A 17,255-nucleotide genomic window follows, 5' to 3' on the forward strand; every position below is an offset into this window, starting at 1 on the left:
AGGGTATTTTGTGTTTAGAAGATCGTGCTCCATAAACAGTAACAAGGTTGTCCATAATGAGCCTAACCGTCCGAGAAGTTTTTATAGGCTCGCTTAAACATTAGATAATTCATCGTATGCAGGAGGCAAGATGACAAAGCTAATCGAATTAACAGAAATAGTCTTATTCGACTGGGGCAATACGCTGATGGTCGATTTCCCAGACGCACAAGGGAAGATGTGTGACTGGGAAACCGTACAAGAAGTGAGTGGTGCTCGTGCATTACTGTGGGAGTTGTCGAAAACTCATCTAGTTTATGTTGCTACCAATGCTGGTGATTCCAGTAAAGACGACATCATTCGAGCCTTTGAGCGTGTTGGCCTGTCTCAATATATCTTGGGTTACTTTTGTAAGGCGAGCATTGGCTTTTCTAAGTTCGAGTCGGGGTTCTATCCTGCCATTATTTCTAAGCTCGGTGTTTCACCACAAGAGATCACCATGGTAGGCGACACTCTAGAGAAAGACATTTACCCAGCACTTGAAGCGGGTTTGCAAGCGGTGTGGTTGAACACGGAAGGTGCTGAGCTTAAGTCACAGCATCCAGGTATCGTACAAGTTCAATCCCTAAGCGAACTGTTGGAGTAGCGCGATTAATTCTCTGATATTAAGTTCAGATAAAGCGCTTGTCCGTTTTGACGTAAACTTCTCATCTCTTTGCTGTTTAATCCTCTAAGCTAACTCTAGTTTCCACTATGAGGGCTAGGTTATGAGTGTCGAACGTCACGGAATATCGGTTGGAATTGAACGTGTTAGCGGTGAAACCATCGTTGTGTTCAAAGCGAAAGGCAAACTCACACACGATGACTATCAGGCAATGATGCCAATTCTAAATACCACGCTAGAAGAACTCGATTCATCTAAACTCAAGATGCTGGTCGATATCTCAACCTTAACAGGATGGGAGTTACGTGCAGCTTGGGATGATTTCAAATTGGGATTAGAGCTCAATTCGAAGATAGACAAAATCGCGATTTATGGTGATAAAAGCTGGCAAGAAATGGCATCAAAAGTCGGCAGTTGGTTTGTGTCCGGTGAGATTAAGTCATTCGAAGACCATGACTCTGCGCTTAAGTGGCTAGTCGATTGATTCTATCTACGAACGACTAGAAAGCAATCCGTAAACAACGCCGATGACAGTTGACGAGAATTGTCTCGAACGCTGTCATTTTTCGTTTTGGCGATGATATTTCCTATTCGATTCAATAGAGTATATTCCTTCCAGCGTGTAACATACCCAGGCTTTGTTTGGTCGCGACTAATGGTGTGGCTTGATTCAGTAAGAACGAGAACTAAAACAGAAATAAGGTCTAACGACATGCATAAGGTAATTGATAAGCTGGCTTGGATATTCATCAAAGACGGCAAGCTGTTGATGGTCAGATCAAAAGGCAAAGAACTGTTCTATCTACCGGGTGGTAAGCGTGAAGCTGGCGAAAGTGATGAGCAAGCACTGGTTCGCGAAATCAAAGAAGAGATCTCAGTTGATTTAGTGCCTGACTCCATCAAATACGTCGAGACGTTTACAGGCCAAGCTGATGGCAAAGCGGAAGGCGTATCAGTGCAATTGACTTGTTATCTTGCTGATTATACAGGCGAACTGTCTCCAGATGCTGAAATCGAAGAGCTTAAGTTTGTGGATGGCAACGACAGAGCGGTATGCTCATTGGCGGCACTGGTTGCGCTTGATTGGTTAGAAGCGAACCAGTATTTGGCTTAAGGTTTTAGCGGCTACTAGCTAATACTGAAGATTGATCTTCAAAAGATCATCGCTTACGAATAGCTTGAAGGGCGGCTGTCTTTCATCAATAGGTCGAGTTTCCTTTGAGCTTTCTTCGTGTTTTGTAAATCCACCACCTCAATCATTTCACACTCATCTCGTACCATCTCATTAATCAGACTTGGATAGTGTCTGCAATCTTCTGGTCGGTCTAAGTAGATGCTGCATGTGTACTTGGCTTGAGCCTTGGTGTCTTTCGTCGGAACTAGCTCCAGAAAAGGGCAGCGAGTTAAACGTTCGCCAGATTCAGGGTCAAACCATATCTCGCTTCCTCGAACATATTCAAAGATGTCTGGGTTGAACAACTCCCACAAATCGATCTCTTCTTGAGTCGCGGCAAGGTCGCCATCTCCGTATTTGATACAGCATTTTCCGCATTGATTACAATCTTTCATTATCGACTTCATAAGTTGGTGAGCTTTTATCATTTTACCACTGATAGCCGTGGCACGTTGACTTTGTTGTTCATGGTTAAGCCGTTACGGGGAGGGATCTTGGAATGGCGGTGCTTAAAATCAATTTATCTATTCACCACCACTCCAAACAAGGCTGTAAACAGTGATACAATTTGCGCCTAGCAAGTTATTAAAACAAGGCATAAAAATGAGAACCGTATACACCACCGAAGGCGACATCAACGCAAAGAAACAGAAAGACGCTTACCCAAAATTGGCGCTATGTGATAACTGCGTTCGAGACTATGTGGTGATTGCTCAAGGCGAACGTACTTATAAGCCATGCGCAAAATGTGGTGCTGACGATTAATGCGCCTTGATAAATACCTATGTAAAAGCACTGAACTAACCAAGCCTGAAGCAATTGAACGCATCCATAATGGCGAGGTGAACGTAAACAGTGAGACGGTCACCGATGAATCGACTCAGGTTCATGAAAGCAACACCATCTTGTTAAATGGCACGCCTCTTAAATTACGTGAATTTCGTTACCTCTTAATGCATAAGCCTGCGGGTACTATCTGCTCTAACATCGACGAAGTTTATCCTTCATTGTTCAACTACATCGAGATAGACAAAGCATCAGAACTGCACATTGCAGGGCGCTTAGATGCTGACACCACAGGCTTAGTCTTGATTACCGATGATGGGCGATGGTCATTCAACATCACTCTGCCAACCAAGTCGTGTAAGAAGGTGTATCGCGTGACATTGTCACGAGATATCAAAGACGATGTCGCTGATAAGTTTAAAGCGGGCATTCAATTGCAGGGCGAACAAAAACCGACGCGTCCGGCAGAGCTCGAAGTGATTACCAGTAAAGAAGTGCTGTTGACCATTACAGAAGGTAAGTTTCATCAAGTAAAACGAATGTTTGCTGCGGTCGGGAATCGAGTTGTTGGCCTACACCGTGAACAGATTGGCGATGTACGTTTAGATGTTGAAGCAGGTCAGTGGCGTTATCTAACTAAAGCCGAAGTCGACTCATTTCAGCAAGACTCTGAATAAGGGCTCTCAATAAACGCTGTAAACACTTAAAGCGTTAAGCGTGTCAGGAGCAGAATATCAACACTATAAGGATGTAGGATGGAAAACCTCAAAGTCTCAGAAACTAAGTCTTTTGTACCCGCGAAAGACTTCGATTTATCCAAGCGTTTTTACCAGTCAATCGGCTTTGAAGTGAAGTCTGAATTTCACGATATCGCCTATCTACGACACGGCAGTTGTGCGTTCCTTCTGCAAAATTTTTATGAACCTGCGCACTGTCACAATTACATGATGCACTTGCTGGTTGAAGACGTAAAAAGTTGGTATCAACACATCCAAAACTCTAATGTAGTGTCGGAATTTGAAGTTACCGTTTCCGAGGTTGTTGAGCAACCTTGGGGAATGCTTGAGTTTTGTATCACCGACCCAAGTGGTGTGCTGTGGCGTGTGGCTGAAAACATCAGGCCGCGTTAATTCATCCAACTTGCATTGATAGTATGTCTAGGTTCACGGTGCTTTTCTGTCCTATTTGCTAGAGTGACAATTCAATGAGCATGGAGGTTTTATAATGGGAACTGTAATCGGTTTGGTGATTTTAGTTGCTATAGATTGGTATCTTGTTCGTAAAACAGGGCTTCATATTCATAACTGGATCTCTAAAAAGTATGCCGTGTATTTGTCGGAGAAGGGAAACAAAAAATAGCCTTTCTTATTAAGTCATCGGTATAAAAAGCGTTATCGGCTATTCATTTTACACACATTGCAAAGATTGGAGGATTTATGAAAGGTAAAGGAAAGTGCCTATGTGGCTCGGTTAAGTTGGAAGTAGAGTACGCCAGTAATGAATTGGGGGCTTGTCATTGTAGTATGTGTAGAAATTGGTCGGGCGGTCCGATGTTAGCCATTGATTGCGCTGATTCAGTTAAAATATCAGGTGAATCGAATGTAGTTAGATATAAGTCGTCCGATTGGGCTGAGAGGGGTTTCTGCGGTAAATGTGGTACTCACTTGTTTTACTTTTTGGTGCCAAATAATCAGTATCACCTTCCTGTCGGTTTATTGATGTCTGGGGATGACTACAAGTTAACTCATCAGATATTCATCGATGAAAAGCCCGAATACTACGAATTTAAAAATGAAACAAAAAATATGACTGGTGCAGAAGTATTTGCCCACTTTGAAAGTGGAGAGTAGCACTTAGTTTTTATTAGCTTAAGACTAATTCACAACGCTCGGCATTTTTTAGTTTCGGTCGAGTTTTGTGTTTGCGGTGTAATGGTTTCGGTTAGGTGGTGCTCACGCCTAACATCCCAGCATCAACCCCCAACTTGAAGTACCTCGAAACTCGATTATGTGAACTCCTAATAGCTGAATAGTTACTCTAATATACAATGAGTTTTCTAATGGCTCTGAGGGGGCGGACATGACAGATATGGCAATATCAAGTTACCTTGGCTGGTTGTTACTTCTTATAGGTTGTTATCCTTTCTTGCTTGTTGGTGTCAGTATGTTTTTCTATGATGCAGAGCGTAAACAAGCATTAAGGTGGTTGAACGGAGTTAGTTTTCTATTGGCTGTATTCCTTCTTTACATGCATATGCAGACAGAAGTCATCTATGGTCGGGAACTGCTCGAAGCCTGGTATCATGATAACCCAGAAGATAGGCCTCAATAAAAAGTACATAACAAGTGTTTATTATCCATTTCGGTATATAAAAATGATGCTAAACGATTGGCATTTCCAGCTAGAATCAACTTTAGTGTTTTCGGCACAATGGGTGAGGTGAGGTGATCGCGATGTCAGCTACTTCAAGCGGCGATAACTCTTCTAACCAATAGTGCTTATCGGAGTGAACCATGTTCTCTTAACAAGTATAGCTCACCATTTTTGGCATCAACTACGTACGGTTTTTGACTGGTTAAAAGAGTTATTTAATGTTGGTAATTACTTAGGTTACTATTTAGCTCAGTATTGATTTGATATACAAAATTTTTGGACGAAGGTTATGAGAAAAATAATATTAAACATTGTCTTACTATCGGTGTTTGTTGCGTCTTTATTTCTAACAATTTCATCAGCAATAGACATTTCAAAAGAAGTGACAGTAAAGCTCCATGAGTTTGATTGGAGTGGTGTCTCCGGTGTAATGGATATGGTCATGGTTATTTTAACTTTCGTCTTACTGGTTGGACTGAAACAAGGTTCGAAATCTATTGAGGAATCGACCCGAAGTCGTAATGCCGAATTGTTGAATTGGGCGATGGAAGAGATGTCAGCATTAAAACCTGCGATTAGGTTGGTGACAGACGCTCACAAAAGAGAGCCTTATAGTCAGGTAACTAGTGACGTTAGTGTGGATTATGTATCGACATGGAGCAAAGAAGAATTACAAGCAGCTCAAGCTGTAAGTGTCGCGTTGCAGAGAATGGGGTACTTTGCTACTCATGATTTGGTATCAAAAAAGCATTTTCTGAATCTTTGGGGGCCTTTATATCTATCATGTTGGTATTCACTCGAAGGTTGGGTTAAACATAAGCGACTTCAACTTGATGAACCTTTTGATATCGCTGATGGTGCATACTCGAGACTGTACTTTGAAAAATACGCCATGTACTGTGAAGAAAAGTTACCGCCTTTGTTATTGAATAATACAAGAAAGCAGTTTGGCTTAGAGCCAATGGTTCAACCCAAAGCCCACATTAAGTTGGGCATAAAATTGAAAGCAAGGCTCACAGAAAAGGTTGATATCTAACTATTCACATCACAATACTTTTTGGAATCAAAGGGGCTTGTTAACGCGATCAACACATAAATGCCAAGAGTGTATTGGCTGAGCGTATATTGAAGAATGTTTCTTCAAAGGGAGATGCATGTCATTGGTTATGTGTAATGGAGAGAATAAGGGAATAACGAAAGTACTAATTGCGGGGGCTAGTGGATACATTGGTCGTCACGTTACATCGCTATTCACAAAAAGTGGCTTTGAAGTTTTTACATACGGTAGAGACAAAGTCGTCACTCCTCCTTTAGTTGGGTTAATAAAAGATAGAGCTGACTATGAAGGCTTCTTTGACGTGGTTGTGAATTGTGCGCGTCCACATTGGTCACAATTCTCCGCACATGAAATTGCCGATGTGGAGCAGGAATTGCTCTCTGAGTTAGACCTACTTGCTGCTAAAGGAGCAACAAAGATACATACATCAGGTGTTTGGCTATTTGGCAACGCCTCTAGCGCTGATTTGAGACAGTTTAGACTGAAACCCTTAGACGCCGTTAGATTAGACGTAGAAACGATACATAGCGCTATTAGAAACAGGTGGCACGTCGTTTACTGTCCTAGTTTGGTTTATGGCGGTGAGGATTGTCAGCTAAAACGAATTGTAGAATCTTTCGCTAGCCAAACGATTCAAGTAGGTGTGCCGTCTATCGGCTATAACCAATATGTTCATGTCTACGACATTGCGAAGTTCTATCTACTTTTGGCGCAAGGCCGAACCTTAGAAAAGCAGCATTTTATTGCTGAGACGCAAGGCTATAGTCCTGCAGAGTTCGCTCGACTCTTACTAGCTGCAAAAGCTGTAACAAAAGTAAGAAAGATCCGTTGGGAAGAGTTTGAGGTAGAAAACGGTTCGTTAGCTGTAGAAGTCGAGAAGATGAACCTTACACTTCCAATTAGTTATTCGTTTGAGGCTACTGAGTCAATTAGCGAATATATTGGAAATTACATATAGTTGAGTGCTTATTTCTGATTCCCAACCCTCGGTACTTTTAGTTGAGTTTAGTCTCTCCGGCGTATGAGCTTAAGTTAATCAGCAGCGTCATTTTTTAGTTAGCTCGCATTGAACGACAAGCGCGCTCCACACCTTTATACAGCATGAGGCTTACCAAACATGGAGAAGACCTTGATCGTACGGACTGCGACGAAAGAAGACTCAAGTGTCTTGTTAGAGTTTATTGAACAAAAAGCTGACTTTGACCGGAGTATGAGAGGGTTTAGTGGTGAAATCTCGACAACTATAGAGAAAATCGAACGCACACTATTTGGTGATTACGCATTTGCTCATGCATTAATATTGGAACGGAATTGTGAGCCTTTTGGCTTCGCACTGTATCACTATCGATATTCATCCTTCAGTGGAGAGCCATCAATCTGGCTTGACGACCTATTGGTAACAGGAAATCAAAGATCAAAAGGGTATGGCCATGAACTTATGTTGGCTTTAAAGTCACAAGCGGAGTCATCATATGCCTCTCACATCTCATGGACGGCAAGTCCACATAATAAGAAAGCGCATGATTTCTACAAAAGGTTGGGTGCAGAGGTTGAGCGAATGGATGGTCAAAGACCTTATTTCCGTTGGGCAATGTGCGATTCGTAAATGAATCAAAAGGAACTATGAAAATAACGACGCTGGTTGACAACTCTCGACTGGATAACAGGAAAGATTTAGCCGTTGAGCGCGGACTATCACTGCATATTGAAACTGAATCGCTAAAGATCTTGTTCGATATGGGAAGTGGCGATACGTTTTGTCAAAACGCACCATTACTGGGTATTGATATCAAAGATGTAGACCTCGCTGTCATATCACACAGGCATCATGATCATTGTAATGGCACCGCTGATTTTGTTGCTCATAACTCTAAAGCCAAAGTGTTTCTTAAAAATTGCGAACAGAAAAGCTATCATTTCCGGGCTTTCGGTTTCAAAAGTGATGTCGGGATCAATCCGGACTTACTAGAAAACAGCAACGAGCAGTTAGTCTTCGTTAATCGTACGACTGAGATCGCCTCAAATGTCTTTGCTATCACAGATATTAGCGTGAAACACGAACAACCTAAGGGTAATAAATACCTTTATACACAGTCGAAGAATCGACAGGAGCGCGACTCATTTGATCATGAATTACTGTTGGTGATTAAAGAGAAAGACGGTTTAGTTATATTTACTGGTTGTGCGCATAGTGGCGTTCTCAATATGGTTGAAACAGCGGTTACTATGTTCCCAGGAGCGAGAATAAAAGCCGTTGTCGGGGGCTTTCATCTAGTGGGGTTACCATTATTGAATAGTATTGGTGGCACAAAGCAAGACATTAGAGAGCTTGGATTGACGCTGTCTCAATACCCCATTGATAAACTGTATACAGGGCACTGCACAGGCAAGAAAGCTTATGGCCTGTTGAAAGAAGTATTAGGCGAGCGTTTGGAAGCAATGCCGACAGGTCGGCGTATTCATGTGTAGCGTTGGTCAAACCTTAGCTGTACGTTTGTCACTTGGTAAGAATTAAGGAGTTTTAAGTGAGTCAGGAAGTAAGAGTAGGTGTAGCTGCGGTTATTCTACGTGAAGGACGAGTACTACTTGGAGAACGAATTGGTTCTCATGGGGCTCATACGTGGGCAACGCCGGGCGGACACCTTGAGTGGGGTGAAAGTATCGAAGAGTGTGCCAAACGCGAAACACTCGAAGAGACTGGTTTAGTTGTTAGTGCATTTGAGAAGCTTTCTTTTACCAATGATATTTTTGAGAAAGAGAACAAGCACTATATAACGCTGTTTGTTGTTGCTTCTGACGCTAGCGGCGAACCAGAGATAACAGAACCTGATAAATGTAAGCAGTGGAAATGGTTTAAGCTCGATGAGTTACCAGAGCCATTGTTTCTTCCTCTGACGAATTTGCTTAACGATCCGGTCATCCTTGGGAAGCTAGCGCCGTAAACGTGAACGATTGGAGGGCATATCAATGAGATCACCTTTTCAAGTTTTAGTCTTTCCCTACAAAACAGTCGATAACAAATCTCGATTTTTAATCGCACGCAGAAGGGACAATGGTGTTTGGCAGGCAATATCGGGTGGTGGCGAAGACAATGAATCATTACTTGAAGCAGCAAAACGAGAACTCTCTGAAGAGACTCAGCTAGTCGGTTGTAATTGGCAGTTGCTCGATTCAATGTGCATGCTTCCAAAAGTCTTTTATGCAGGAAATCACAATTGGACTGAGCATCCATTCGTAATTCCTGAGCATTCCTTCTCAGTTAAAGTGACGAAAGATCCTCAATTATCAAATGAACACACAGATTACCGTTGGTGTGACTACCAAGAAGCTATTGAACTTCTAACATATGACTCGAACAGAAACGCGCTTTGGGAGATCAACGAAAGGCTTTACAAAGCTAGCTAAAGTATACAGATTAATTAAATCTATATTAGAGTAGAAATCCTGATTAGATTCTTACTAATCTCTCGCTATTTAGTGAATAGGTAAATCATGACATTACGAGTAGTTCCAGAGCTTTATTGTTTCGATATTAATGTGAGCAAATCCTTCTTTGTCGATGTGTTGGGGTTTGAAGTGAAATACGAGCGCCCAGATGAGGAGTTTGCTTATCTAACGCTTGATGGTGTTGATGTGATGCTTGAAGGGATTGCGGGCAAAAGTCGAAAATGGCTTTCAGGTGACCTGGAATTTCCTTTAGGGTGTGGCGTTAACTTTCAATGGGATGTTATCGATATCGAACCACTTTATCAGAGAGTTAACGAAAGCGCCGCTGATTCTATTTACTTAGCGTTAGAGTCGAAGTCTTATCAATGTGGGGGTTTGATCGCGACTCAGAAGCAGTTCATCGTTCAAACTCCTGACGGTTATCTCTTTAGGTTCTGCCAAGATATTCGTTAACACATAAGTATTATTAGCTACTCATTTATTACGAGAAACACGGCTAACTAAGTACCCGTATAAACAAGGAGAGTAGAGTGGTCAACATTCGGGAAATGGACATTTCAGACTACGACTCAGTGATCGCGTTGTGGTGCCAGACAGAAGGCATGAGTATTCGCGATGCCGATTCGAAAGAAAGCATTGCGAGCTATTTAGAGCGTAACCCCGGTCTGAGTTTTGTGGCTGAAAGTAACAACGAGATCATTGGCGCTGTGTTGGTCGGAACGGATGGACGTCGTGGGTATTTACAACATTTAGCTGTCTCGGCCAACTTCAGAGGGCAAAAGTTAGGTTGTAAGCTTGTTGCAGAGGCGGTCAACGCCCTTGCAGGGTTAGGCATCCCGAAGACCCACTTGTTTGTCTATAACGACAACATCAATGCTCAACAGTTTTACGAAAAGTTGGGCTGGTTTCCTCGAGATGAAGTTCGAATGTACTCGTTTAATAGTTCGGATAATAGTAACGTTTAGCTTTAAAGGTTCGCGCTGGCTGAGCTTGAATTTGTAACAGGTTCGCGCGCATCCGCCCAATATCAAAACAATCCTTGGAGTATTTAGAAATGTTGTTTTCTAGTCTGTCTAAACCATTGGTTCATAGCTCCGAGTTATGTTCTGAGCTGCTCAACTTCTTAACCGAGCATAAGAGTGATTTCGAAGAAAAGTTAATCCCAGACCTGTCATACATCGATGATATGGCACATGTGGTGAACGGTATCAAAATCAAAGACGTTCTACACATCAATGAGAATCAATACCGACTTCAATATTCGTTTGATTGGGAGTTGTTTCTAGGTTGTTCAGATAGGAACGAAACCGGTGTAGAGAATGGAAGTGTTCTATTCACACTTGAGGATGATAACGTTCTTAATATCAACTTCCCAAACTACGGTTCTCGAGACACTAGCGATGAGCTCTAGTCGGTTTTTCGTGGGTGCTATACAGAAGGAAGAGCAATGATAACTATCGAAAGGCTTGAAGAATCCCATGTGGCGTCAGTTCAGGCCATCCAACTCGCCGATGAACAGGTTAAGTTCGCTGGTACAGCTGCAGAGTTTTTATTAGACGGCAGTGAAACGACGCACTTGCACGTGATTAAGTCTGATCACGAAATTGTTGGTTTCTTTAAGCTGGATATCGCTTACGCAGAGCACTACCAATTCTGCCCTGAAGGAAGCATTGGGCTAAGAGCTTTTGTGCTTGATAAAAACCAGCAAGGTAAAGGTTTAGGAACTGGCACGGTCAAAGCTTTGTTTCCATATTTAAAAGCGAATTACTCAGCGTATCAGTCGATTTACTTAACTGTGAATTGCAAAAATCCCGCAGCATTTAACTGTTATCAGAAAGGCGGCTTCGAAGATACCAATGAACAGTATTTAGGTGGCGCAGCAGGCCCGCAATTTATCATGCGCGGTCGAATTGCTTAGTAATATGAAACCGATTAATTGTTGATGGGACACTCCTGAACAGCTATATGCAGGTTGAGAGTCTTAAAGAACACGAAAAGGAAATTTGATGAAGGTTCAATATCTTGAAGTGGTTACCCCGGAAGTCGATGTTGTTTGTGCAACATACGCTCAGCTCTACAACGTGAAGTTCAGTGGTGCAGATGTAAACCTTGGTGGGGCGCGCACTGCAAAGCTATCTAATGGTGGGGTAATTGGCATTCGAGCGCCGCTTCGTGAAACTGAAGAACCAACTGTTCGTCATTACACGCTGGTAGATGATATTCAGTCTGCAGTAAATGCCGCCGAGAAACTTGGCGCCGAAGTTGCGGTGCCGCCAATGGAGTTACCACGTCACGGGATGTGTGCCATTGTTATTCAAGGTGGCGTCGAACTCGGATTCTGGGAGTTATAGCTGATGAATAGCCTTTAGATTGTGAAGGACGAGATACTACGATTTATGATACGACACCTAGTGTCTTTACCTGCTTCATGGCATCATTCCCCGCAGTAAAACCCCAACAAGGTATGTTATGAAACAGAATATTGTCCACATTGCACTCGTGGTAAAAGACTACGATGAAGCGCTTGATTTCTATGTAAACAAGCTTAAGTTTGATCTCATCGAAGACACGTATCTACCACAAGAAGATAAGCGTTGGGTTGTTGTTGCTCCACCAAATTCAACCGGTGTTAGCCTGTTACTTGCTAGAGCTTCCAAGCCAGAGCAACTTGATTTCATCGGCAACCAAGCTGGTGGACGCGTATTCCTATTCTTAAACACCGATGATTTCTGGCGTGATTACGAACGTATGACGTCTTTGGGCATTAACTTTGTCCGAGAGCCCAAAGAGCAAGGCTACGGCACCGTTGCTGTGTTTGAAGATCTTTACGGTAACTTGTGGGATCTGCTTCAGTTAAACCCTGAACACCCTATGGCTAACAGGTAGATAAGCTTAGCCCACAACCATCGGGTGTTGCGTATTACAAAATGTCGGTTCATTGGGAGTAACGCTTCTCTTTCGTTAGGTTAACCCTCCGCACCGCTAAATCATCAACTTAAGTTAAGGAAGCTCATCGTGGAAGAAATCAAAGGCATTCTGCAATTCATGGTCGAGATTGAACAATTAAAGGATGTTCATCGACAGACAAAACCGGTTGGATTGGATCGATATGAAAACTCCGCTGAGCACAGTTGGCACGTCTGTTTGAGCGCTCTTATGTTGAAAGACTATGCCAATGAACAAATCGATATTACGCGAGTGATGAAGATGTTACTGATACATGACCTTGGGGAAATCGATGCCGGAGATACCATCATTTATGCCAGTGAAACCGCAGAAAACAAGCTCAAAGAGAGAAACTGCGTTGAGCGCTTGCTGAAATCATTACCGAGCCATTCAAGAAGCGAGTATTTGGATTTATGGCTTGAGTTCGAAGCAGGTGAGTCACCAGAAGCCAGATTTGGTAAGGCGATCGATAGAGTGCCGCCTTTGCTTCATAACATCCATGGTGGTGGTCACAGCTGGAAGAAGCACAACATATCCAAAGACAAAGTACTGACCTTCAATGGCGAGCGTATTTCTAAAGGCAGTCGTGCCTTATGGAAAGAGCTAGAAGTGCAACTTGAAGGTGCTGCGGAAAAAGGGCTATTAAAGTAAAAGTTAATTTCATACCTTAGCGTAAGAATAGCTTTAGCTTTTCAATGAGGGAGATCTCGATGGTAACTGATTCAAGATGCATGGCACTTACCTTGTGTCTCATTTCTTTCTAATAAAACTCTAGTGGACAACAATAAGTTCGAGAACCGAGTGATAAGTTGTTAGTATGTATCAAATTTATAAATATCAGTTGGCTTATATAAATGCTTGATAATAAGTATATTAAACACCCTTATCACTGTGAGCAGTGCGACGCACTTACCCCGCACCTTGCTGTTAGCGCTTCCGATGCTGAATCTAAAGCGGACGCTGAATCTGAAAAGAAACAATGGAAGTTAGGCGTGTTGATGGAATACCTGATGACGTTATTGTTTAGAGGTGACCATAAAGTTCCCGGTTTTTCTGTCGACAGTGATTACGAATACCAATGTGAGAAATGTGGAACCAAATCGTGGCACTGATCGTGTGTTTAACTTTTGAAAAAATCCCCACCTAAACTGATGATAATAAGACGCATTAGAAAAGTGATCCTCTCTGCAAACTGAGAATGGAATCGCGTCTATACTGACATGGGTTACGTCGCTGAATTTGGAAGTGGCGCTATGAATGTAAGTTTGATTAGGTTAAATCTCAGAGGTGACGATGAAAAAATTACTACCACTATGCGCCATTTTACTCTCGGCATCATTTTCAGCTGCGGCTTCTGATGGTTTGATTAAATACCAAAGTAATTATTCAGTGAAAGAGACCGCTGACCGCTTTGAAGAAATCGCCAAGAGCAAAGGTTTGACCTTGTTTGCGAGAATCGACCATCAGAAAAACGCGAGTAAGGTCGATCTTGAATTGAGACCAACGGAAGTCATCATCTTTGGTAACCCGAAAGTAGGGACACCATTAATGCAATGTGCTCAAGAAGTCGCGATAGATTTACCGCAGAAGGTGTTAGTCACTGAGGATTCTAATAAGAAAGTATGGTTGTCTTACAACGATCCTAATTACTTGGTAGACCGTCACGCGATCAATGGCTGTGACGAGGTCGTTAAGAAAGTATCGGGTGTACTAAGCAAGCTATCAGAAGCGACAGTGGCGAAAAAGAAAGCAAAATAACCAAGATCAATAAGCACTCATTAAGACTATTAATGGGTGCGATATGACGATGATATCGCCCATTAGTCATTGTGTTGACAACTAAGCAACAGTATATAAAAGTAGTTTTATGAAACTGAATTTAGCGCAATCTAACCAACGAATTATCATCATTCCATAGGAATGGTGGGATTGTTGATGCGCTTTGTTTATCGCACCCACCCGTAAGGTGGGTTTTTTGTCGCTGTCTTATGGGTTTTATCTGAATAGAGGAAGTCATATGAAAAAGATCGCGGTTTTTGGCAAGCCTGGGAGTGGAAAATCCACAGTCAGCAAGGCGTTAGCACTAGCTACAGGGATAGAGCTTCACCAGTTGGACTCTATTGTTTACAAGGCCAACGGAGAGTTTGTTGAACGTGAAGTATTTGAGGAGGCTCATGAGAGCATACTTAAGTCAGAAAGCTGGATCATCGATGGTTTTGGCCCTCTAGGCTCGTTCAACACACGTTTAGATGCAGCTGATACCTTGGTTTATATCGACCTTCCTTATTCAATTAGCTACTGGTTTGTAACCAAGCGAATGCTCAAAGGTCTATTCGTTAAACCTGAAGGCTGGCCTGATGGAAGTTCAGTTATAAAAGGCACGATACAAAGTTATAAGACACTAAAACTGTGTCCTAAATTTTGGAATGACGACTTTAAAGCGCAGTTAGAATTGCGCGCTAAAGAGAAAGAGGTTTACATCATCAGAAGCGTGACTGAATTGAATAACTTTGTTCATCAACACGTCACTTAACAGTCGAGAGCTTACCTTTCTTTGAAACGCTTTAATTTGCTCATAACTTCATGAAAATATATAGATTTAACTCAACATGTGGCATATTTGCCATGTGTTGAATTTGTGCTTTGAATTAAGGCTATAGATATTATGTATGGAAGTGAGAAGACGAGAGCGTTCTGCTGTAACTGTAAGGAACTTACACTGCATAGGTACACGATGTTCAGTAGCCAAGTGCAAAAGGCACCACAAGCTGAAGATAAAGAACCGAGCTTACTCCAACGAATTTTATCGGAGTTTCTATCTTTTGGTGTTACAGGTTCGGGCGCGACAGGTGATTACAAATGTACCCAATGTGGAACATATCTGAATACACCAGACAACCTCGACTGAGTTTGTGAGTTTGGCTTAGGCAAATAAAAACGGGAAGACCTCAATGATCTTCCCGTTAGATATTACTTAACTCATCGTGCTATTGGCAGTTTGAGTGAGAAGCCTTATGCACAACACTTCTTGTATTTTTTACCGCTGCCGCAAGAACACGGATCGTTACGGTTAGGGGTCTTTTCAAACGTCATCGTTTTTGGCTTGTTCAGTAGAGTATCAAGCTCGATGGTGTTCTCTTCTTTGTCTGCGTCGACTGTAACAGTAACGAAGATAGTATTTTCAGCGGCTAGTGCTTCAACTTCTGCTTTGCGCGCTTCAGTTTGAACCATTACTGCGATTGGAGATTCTTCAGTACCCGCTTTCACATCGCGGTTTACGTTGTAGCCAGCAAGAACGTGGTTCTGTCTTGTTTCGATACGGCCTTTGAAAAATAGTTTCGACATTGGGTACTCATTAAAAATGTTGAATGGCGCTATTTTTAACGACGATAGCGCAATGGAGCGGGGATTATACGCATATATTGCAATTGATAAAGCAGTGATGTGAACAAAGGCTGTTTGGTTATTGTTTGCTAGTAACGGTTTGCTCTCTAGCATTGTTCGGATTGGACTAATTTTCAAATTCAAGACAATAAGATTTCCCTAAATAGGCTTATGAATGATAAATTCAAATTATTAATCGAAACAAAGAGATAGTGTATGAAGTTAGATGCCATCCTGTGGGATTACGATGGAACCTTAGTCAATTCCGTTCCAAAGAATATCGCAATCACAAAAGATATTATCTCTTTAGTCGCGCCACACTTGTCAGGCGACAACTTACCTAAATATTTGCTTAGCGAAGCGCTTTATCATGAAGCCAACCACGGGGCTAAAAACTGGCAAGCCTTATATGTCGATTATTACGGTTTATCACACGATGAAATGTTGACCGCTGGTGGAATGTGGGCAGAGCATCAAGAGAAAAACCAAACAGCCGTTGCCTTGTTTGAAGGAATGGAAACCGTGGTTAATCAGTTTGCTCATCTTCCACATGGGATCTGCTCTCAAAACTCTCAATTGAATATTCGTGGTGTGCTCGACAGTTATGGCATTGGTGATTTGTTTAAATCGGTCGTGGGCTATGACGATGTCTCGAACGGTAACCAAAAACCCCATCCATTTGGTGGTGTGAAATGTGTCGAGAACATATTTGGCGCCGATCCGACTAACGAGCTTTGTTTGATGTACATCGGTGACCATGAAGCGGACACACAGTTTGCTCGCAATATTGAAGCCGCGCTGGGTAAAAACGCAAAAGTGATTGCCGTTGCAGCAGGTTATAGCCGATCGAAACCTGAAAATTGGCAAACCAAGCCCGATTACATTGCTAACAGTGTCGATGATCTTTTAACGATCATTAGCAAGTGCGCATAACGAAGCAGACATTTAAAAATCACCACACCTGAATGACTTTAAGGAAGAATAATGACACCAAAACAAGTGGTATTAGGTTTTTGGGATGCAATGCGCAGTAATGATTTTGCCAAGGCAAGCGAATGGCTAGCCGCAGATTTTGAAGGCTATTGGCCTCAGTCGTCTGAATTGACGGTAGGCCGCCACAACTTCACGGCAATCAACTCTGAATATCCAGCCAATGGTGTTTGGGAGTTCACGCTCAATTCGATTGTCTGTGAAGGTGATACGGTAGTAACGGACATTTCAGTTACTGACAGTGTGCTGAAAGACCGAGTGATCACCTTTCACACGGTTGTTGATGGTTTAATTCAAAAGCAAACTGAGTTTTGGCCAGAACCATTCGAAGCGCCGGCGTGGCGATCGCAGTGGGTTCAGATCGTATCGAACAATTAGTTTGTATCGATACGATCAGTTTGTCACGAACAACTAGGTCGTATCGAATAATCAGGTTGCACAGAATAAGTAAACAT

The 17,255-nt window shown here is 42.3% G+C and carries 29 protein-coding genes; 27 read left to right on the forward strand and 2 right to left on the reverse strand.

Annotated elements, in window-relative coordinates; all coding sequences use genetic code 11:
• Nucleotides 1–130 precede the first annotated feature (130 nt).
• From BCU07_RS05655 to BCU07_RS05665, 3 genes are all read left to right on the forward strand, one after another.
• The gene (locus BCU07_RS05655) at nt 131–625 is read left to right on the forward strand and encodes an HAD family hydrolase (protein ID WP_102428722.1); all 495 of its coding nucleotides are present in this window, start codon (nt 131–133) and stop codon (nt 623–625) included.
• Between the two features lie 121 nt (nt 626–746).
• Nucleotides 747–1,127: an STAS/SEC14 domain-containing protein gene (locus tag BCU07_RS05660; protein WP_102428721.1), complete on the forward strand. Its 381-nt coding sequence runs from the start codon at nt 747–749 to the stop codon at nt 1,125–1,127.
• A gap of 228 nt (nt 1,128–1,355) precedes the next feature.
• Complete coding sequence (locus tag BCU07_RS05665; RefSeq protein ID WP_017059210.1) at nt 1,356–1,757, forward strand: NUDIX hydrolase; 402 nt, start codon at nt 1,356–1,358, stop codon at nt 1,755–1,757.
• 53 nt (nt 1,758–1,810) lie between these two features.
• Here BCU07_RS05665 and BCU07_RS05670 read toward each other — a convergent pair whose 3' ends face one another.
• Nucleotides 1,811–2,212 carry a YkgJ family cysteine cluster protein gene (locus tag BCU07_RS05670; RefSeq protein WP_102428720.1) on the reverse strand — a complete coding sequence of 134 codons (402 nt, stop codon included), beginning with the start codon at nt 2,210–2,212 and terminating at the stop codon, nt 1,811–1,813.
• A 208-nt stretch (nt 2,213–2,420) separates the two neighbouring features.
• Here BCU07_RS05670 and BCU07_RS05675 point away from each other — a divergent pair, with 208 nt between their 5' ends.
• The 22 genes from BCU07_RS05675 to BCU07_RS05780 all read left to right on the forward strand — a co-directional run bounded on the left by BCU07_RS05675 (nt 2,421) and on the right by BCU07_RS05780 (nt 15,334).
• Nucleotides 2,421–2,582, forward strand: coding sequence for a hypothetical protein (locus BCU07_RS05675; RefSeq protein ID WP_012604036.1), 162 nt, complete (start codon nt 2,421–2,423; stop codon nt 2,580–2,582).
• Complete coding sequence (locus BCU07_RS05680) at nt 2,582–3,280, forward strand: pseudouridine synthase (RefSeq protein WP_102428719.1); 699 nt, start codon at nt 2,582–2,584, stop codon at nt 3,278–3,280. Before BCU07_RS05675 ends, BCU07_RS05680 begins: the two co-directional genes overlap by 1 nt.
• 78 nt (nt 3,281–3,358) lie before the next feature.
• Nucleotides 3,359–3,733 carry a VOC family protein gene (locus tag BCU07_RS05685; protein ID WP_102428718.1) on the forward strand — a complete coding sequence of 125 codons (375 nt, stop codon included), beginning with the start codon at nt 3,359–3,361 and terminating at the stop codon, nt 3,731–3,733.
• A gap of 306 nt (nt 3,734–4,039) precedes the next feature.
• On the forward strand, nt 4,040–4,453 hold the full coding sequence (locus BCU07_RS05690; protein WP_017059216.1) for a GFA family protein: 414 nt from the start codon (nt 4,040–4,042) through the stop codon (nt 4,451–4,453).
• Nucleotides 4,454–4,682: 229 nt separating this feature from the next.
• Complete coding sequence (locus tag BCU07_RS05695; RefSeq protein WP_017066550.1) at nt 4,683–4,934, forward strand: hypothetical protein; 252 nt, start codon at nt 4,683–4,685, stop codon at nt 4,932–4,934.
• A gap of 331 nt (nt 4,935–5,265) precedes the next feature.
• Nucleotides 5,266–6,012, forward strand: coding sequence for a hypothetical protein (locus BCU07_RS05700; RefSeq protein WP_017061792.1), 747 nt, complete (start codon nt 5,266–5,268; stop codon nt 6,010–6,012).
• Between the two features lie 118 nt (nt 6,013–6,130).
• Nucleotides 6,131–6,991, forward strand: coding sequence for an NAD-dependent epimerase/dehydratase family protein (locus tag BCU07_RS05705; protein WP_017061793.1), 861 nt, complete (start codon nt 6,131–6,133; stop codon nt 6,989–6,991).
• A gap of 159 nt (nt 6,992–7,150) precedes the next feature.
• The gene (locus BCU07_RS05710; protein ID WP_017061794.1) at nt 7,151–7,639 is read left to right on the forward strand and encodes a GNAT family N-acetyltransferase; all 489 of its coding nucleotides are present in this window, start codon (nt 7,151–7,153) and stop codon (nt 7,637–7,639) included.
• Nucleotides 7,640–7,656: 17 nt separating this feature from the next.
• Nucleotides 7,657–8,502: an MBL fold metallo-hydrolase gene (locus tag BCU07_RS05715; protein ID WP_017061795.1), complete on the forward strand. Its 846-nt coding sequence runs from the start codon at nt 7,657–7,659 to the stop codon at nt 8,500–8,502.
• A gap of 56 nt (nt 8,503–8,558) precedes the next feature.
• A complete protein-coding gene (locus BCU07_RS05720; RefSeq protein ID WP_017061796.1) occupies nt 8,559–8,975 on the forward strand; it encodes a nucleotide triphosphate diphosphatase NUDT15 in 417 nt (138 codons plus the stop codon).
• A 25-nt stretch (nt 8,976–9,000) separates the two neighbouring features.
• Nucleotides 9,001–9,438 (forward strand): NUDIX hydrolase, encoded by a 438-nt coding sequence (locus BCU07_RS05725; RefSeq protein ID WP_017061797.1) that lies wholly within the window; start codon nt 9,001–9,003, stop codon nt 9,436–9,438.
• Between the two features lie 87 nt (nt 9,439–9,525).
• Entirely contained in the window at nt 9,526–9,933 is a 408-nt protein-coding gene (locus BCU07_RS05730) for a bleomycin resistance protein (RefSeq protein ID WP_017066549.1), read from the forward strand.
• Between the two features lie 77 nt (nt 9,934–10,010).
• Nucleotides 10,011–10,445, forward strand: a complete 435-nt coding sequence (locus tag BCU07_RS05735; RefSeq protein WP_029235822.1) for a GNAT family N-acetyltransferase — start codon at nt 10,011–10,013, stop codon at nt 10,443–10,445.
• 89 nt (nt 10,446–10,534) lie between these two features.
• The gene (locus tag BCU07_RS05740; RefSeq protein WP_102428717.1) at nt 10,535–10,891 is read left to right on the forward strand and encodes a hypothetical protein; all 357 of its coding nucleotides are present in this window, start codon (nt 10,535–10,537) and stop codon (nt 10,889–10,891) included.
• A 36-nt stretch (nt 10,892–10,927) separates the two neighbouring features.
• The gene (locus BCU07_RS05745; RefSeq protein ID WP_017066546.1) at nt 10,928–11,398 is read left to right on the forward strand and encodes a GNAT family N-acetyltransferase; all 471 of its coding nucleotides are present in this window, start codon (nt 10,928–10,930) and stop codon (nt 11,396–11,398) included.
• Between the two features lie 88 nt (nt 11,399–11,486).
• Nucleotides 11,487–11,831, forward strand: coding sequence for a VOC family protein (locus BCU07_RS05750; protein ID WP_017066545.1), 345 nt, complete (start codon nt 11,487–11,489; stop codon nt 11,829–11,831).
• A 118-nt stretch (nt 11,832–11,949) separates the two neighbouring features.
• Nucleotides 11,950–12,366 (forward strand): VOC family protein, encoded by a 417-nt coding sequence (locus tag BCU07_RS05755; protein WP_102428716.1) that lies wholly within the window; start codon nt 11,950–11,952, stop codon nt 12,364–12,366.
• Nucleotides 12,367–12,495: 129 nt separating this feature from the next.
• Nucleotides 12,496–13,077 (forward strand): HD domain-containing protein, encoded by a 582-nt coding sequence (locus BCU07_RS05760; protein ID WP_102428715.1) that lies wholly within the window; start codon nt 12,496–12,498, stop codon nt 13,075–13,077.
• Between the two features lie 203 nt (nt 13,078–13,280).
• Complete coding sequence (locus BCU07_RS05765) at nt 13,281–13,538, forward strand: hypothetical protein (RefSeq protein ID WP_102428714.1); 258 nt, start codon at nt 13,281–13,283, stop codon at nt 13,536–13,538.
• Nucleotides 13,539–13,719: 181 nt separating this feature from the next.
• Nucleotides 13,720–14,184 (forward strand): DUF302 domain-containing protein, encoded by a 465-nt coding sequence (locus tag BCU07_RS05770; protein WP_102428713.1) that lies wholly within the window; start codon nt 13,720–13,722, stop codon nt 14,182–14,184.
• Between the two features lie 259 nt (nt 14,185–14,443).
• The gene (locus BCU07_RS05775; RefSeq protein WP_017063925.1) at nt 14,444–14,959 is read left to right on the forward strand and encodes an adenylate kinase; all 516 of its coding nucleotides are present in this window, start codon (nt 14,444–14,446) and stop codon (nt 14,957–14,959) included.
• 132 nt (nt 14,960–15,091) lie between these two features.
• On the forward strand, nt 15,092–15,334 hold the full coding sequence (locus BCU07_RS05780; protein WP_029235167.1) for a hypothetical protein: 243 nt from the start codon (nt 15,092–15,094) through the stop codon (nt 15,332–15,334).
• 104 nt (nt 15,335–15,438) lie between these two features.
• Here BCU07_RS05780 and BCU07_RS05785 read toward each other — a convergent pair whose 3' ends face one another.
• Entirely contained in the window at nt 15,439–15,771 is a 333-nt protein-coding gene (locus BCU07_RS05785; protein ID WP_017068336.1) for a PBPRA1643 family SWIM/SEC-C metal-binding motif protein, read from the reverse strand.
• Nucleotides 15,772–16,026: 255 nt separating this feature from the next.
• Between BCU07_RS05785 and BCU07_RS05790 the strand changes: the two genes are divergently transcribed.
• Together BCU07_RS05790 and BCU07_RS05795 are read left to right on the forward strand one after the other, a co-directional pair.
• On the forward strand, nt 16,027–16,743 hold the full coding sequence (locus BCU07_RS05790; RefSeq protein WP_102428712.1) for an HAD family hydrolase: 717 nt from the start codon (nt 16,027–16,029) through the stop codon (nt 16,741–16,743).
• Between the two features lie 51 nt (nt 16,744–16,794).
• A complete protein-coding gene (locus BCU07_RS05795) occupies nt 16,795–17,178 on the forward strand; it encodes a nuclear transport factor 2 family protein (RefSeq protein WP_102428711.1) in 384 nt (127 codons plus the stop codon).
• Nucleotides 17,179–17,255 lie beyond the last annotated feature (77 nt).

It is taken from the genome of Vibrio sp. 10N.261.54.E10 (assembly GCF_002877735.2).
Lineage (GTDB): Bacteria > Pseudomonadota > Gammaproteobacteria > Enterobacterales > Vibrionaceae > Vibrio > Vibrio crassostreae_C.

Bases quoted from the DNA above. Each gene is read 5' to 3' on its own strand.
- BCU07_RS05655 (WP_102428722.1), top strand. From the start codon at position 131: ATGACAAAGCTAATCGAATTAACAGAAATAGTCTTATTCGACTGGGGC.
- BCU07_RS05660 (WP_102428721.1), top strand. From the start codon at position 747: ATGAGTGTCGAACGTCACGGAATATCGGTTGGAATTGAACGTGTTAGC.
- BCU07_RS05665 (WP_017059210.1), top strand. From the start codon at position 1,356: ATGCATAAGGTAATTGATAAGCTGGCTTGGATATTCATCAAAGACGGC.
- BCU07_RS05670 (WP_102428720.1), bottom strand. From the start codon at position 2,212: ATGAAAGATTGTAATCAATGCGGAAAATGCTGTATCAAATACGGAGAT.
- BCU07_RS05675 (WP_012604036.1), top strand. From the start codon at position 2,421: ATGAGAACCGTATACACCACCGAAGGCGACATCAACGCAAAGAAACAG.
- BCU07_RS05680 (WP_102428719.1), top strand. From the start codon at position 2,582: ATGCGCCTTGATAAATACCTATGTAAAAGCACTGAACTAACCAAGCCT.
- BCU07_RS05685 (WP_102428718.1), top strand. From the start codon at position 3,359: ATGGAAAACCTCAAAGTCTCAGAAACTAAGTCTTTTGTACCCGCGAAA.
- BCU07_RS05690 (WP_017059216.1), top strand. From the start codon at position 4,040: ATGAAAGGTAAAGGAAAGTGCCTATGTGGCTCGGTTAAGTTGGAAGTA.
- BCU07_RS05695 (WP_017066550.1), top strand. From the start codon at position 4,683: ATGACAGATATGGCAATATCAAGTTACCTTGGCTGGTTGTTACTTCTT.
- BCU07_RS05700 (WP_017061792.1), top strand. From the start codon at position 5,266: ATGAGAAAAATAATATTAAACATTGTCTTACTATCGGTGTTTGTTGCG.
- BCU07_RS05705 (WP_017061793.1), top strand. From the start codon at position 6,131: ATGTCATTGGTTATGTGTAATGGAGAGAATAAGGGAATAACGAAAGTA.
- BCU07_RS05710 (WP_017061794.1), top strand. From the start codon at position 7,151: ATGGAGAAGACCTTGATCGTACGGACTGCGACGAAAGAAGACTCAAGT.
- BCU07_RS05715 (WP_017061795.1), top strand. From the start codon at position 7,657: ATGAAAATAACGACGCTGGTTGACAACTCTCGACTGGATAACAGGAAA.
- BCU07_RS05725 (WP_017061797.1), top strand. From the start codon at position 9,001: ATGAGATCACCTTTTCAAGTTTTAGTCTTTCCCTACAAAACAGTCGAT.
- BCU07_RS05730 (WP_017066549.1), top strand. From the start codon at position 9,526: ATGACATTACGAGTAGTTCCAGAGCTTTATTGTTTCGATATTAATGTG.
- BCU07_RS05740 (WP_102428717.1), top strand. From the start codon at position 10,535: ATGTTGTTTTCTAGTCTGTCTAAACCATTGGTTCATAGCTCCGAGTTA.
- BCU07_RS05745 (WP_017066546.1), top strand. From the start codon at position 10,928: ATGATAACTATCGAAAGGCTTGAAGAATCCCATGTGGCGTCAGTTCAG.
- BCU07_RS05750 (WP_017066545.1), top strand. From the start codon at position 11,487: ATGAAGGTTCAATATCTTGAAGTGGTTACCCCGGAAGTCGATGTTGTT.
- BCU07_RS05755 (WP_102428716.1), top strand. From the start codon at position 11,950: ATGAAACAGAATATTGTCCACATTGCACTCGTGGTAAAAGACTACGAT.
- BCU07_RS05765 (WP_102428714.1), top strand. From the start codon at position 13,281: ATGCTTGATAATAAGTATATTAAACACCCTTATCACTGTGAGCAGTGC.
- BCU07_RS05770 (WP_102428713.1), top strand. From the start codon at position 13,720: ATGAAAAAATTACTACCACTATGCGCCATTTTACTCTCGGCATCATTT.
- BCU07_RS05775 (WP_017063925.1), top strand. From the start codon at position 14,444: ATGAAAAAGATCGCGGTTTTTGGCAAGCCTGGGAGTGGAAAATCCACA.
- BCU07_RS05780 (WP_029235167.1), top strand. From the start codon at position 15,092: ATGTATGGAAGTGAGAAGACGAGAGCGTTCTGCTGTAACTGTAAGGAA.
- BCU07_RS05785 (WP_017068336.1), bottom strand. From the start codon at position 15,771: ATGTCGAAACTATTTTTCAAAGGCCGTATCGAAACAAGACAGAACCAC.
- BCU07_RS05790 (WP_102428712.1), top strand. From the start codon at position 16,027: ATGAAGTTAGATGCCATCCTGTGGGATTACGATGGAACCTTAGTCAAT.
- BCU07_RS05795 (WP_102428711.1), top strand. From the start codon at position 16,795: ATGACACCAAAACAAGTGGTATTAGGTTTTTGGGATGCAATGCGCAGT.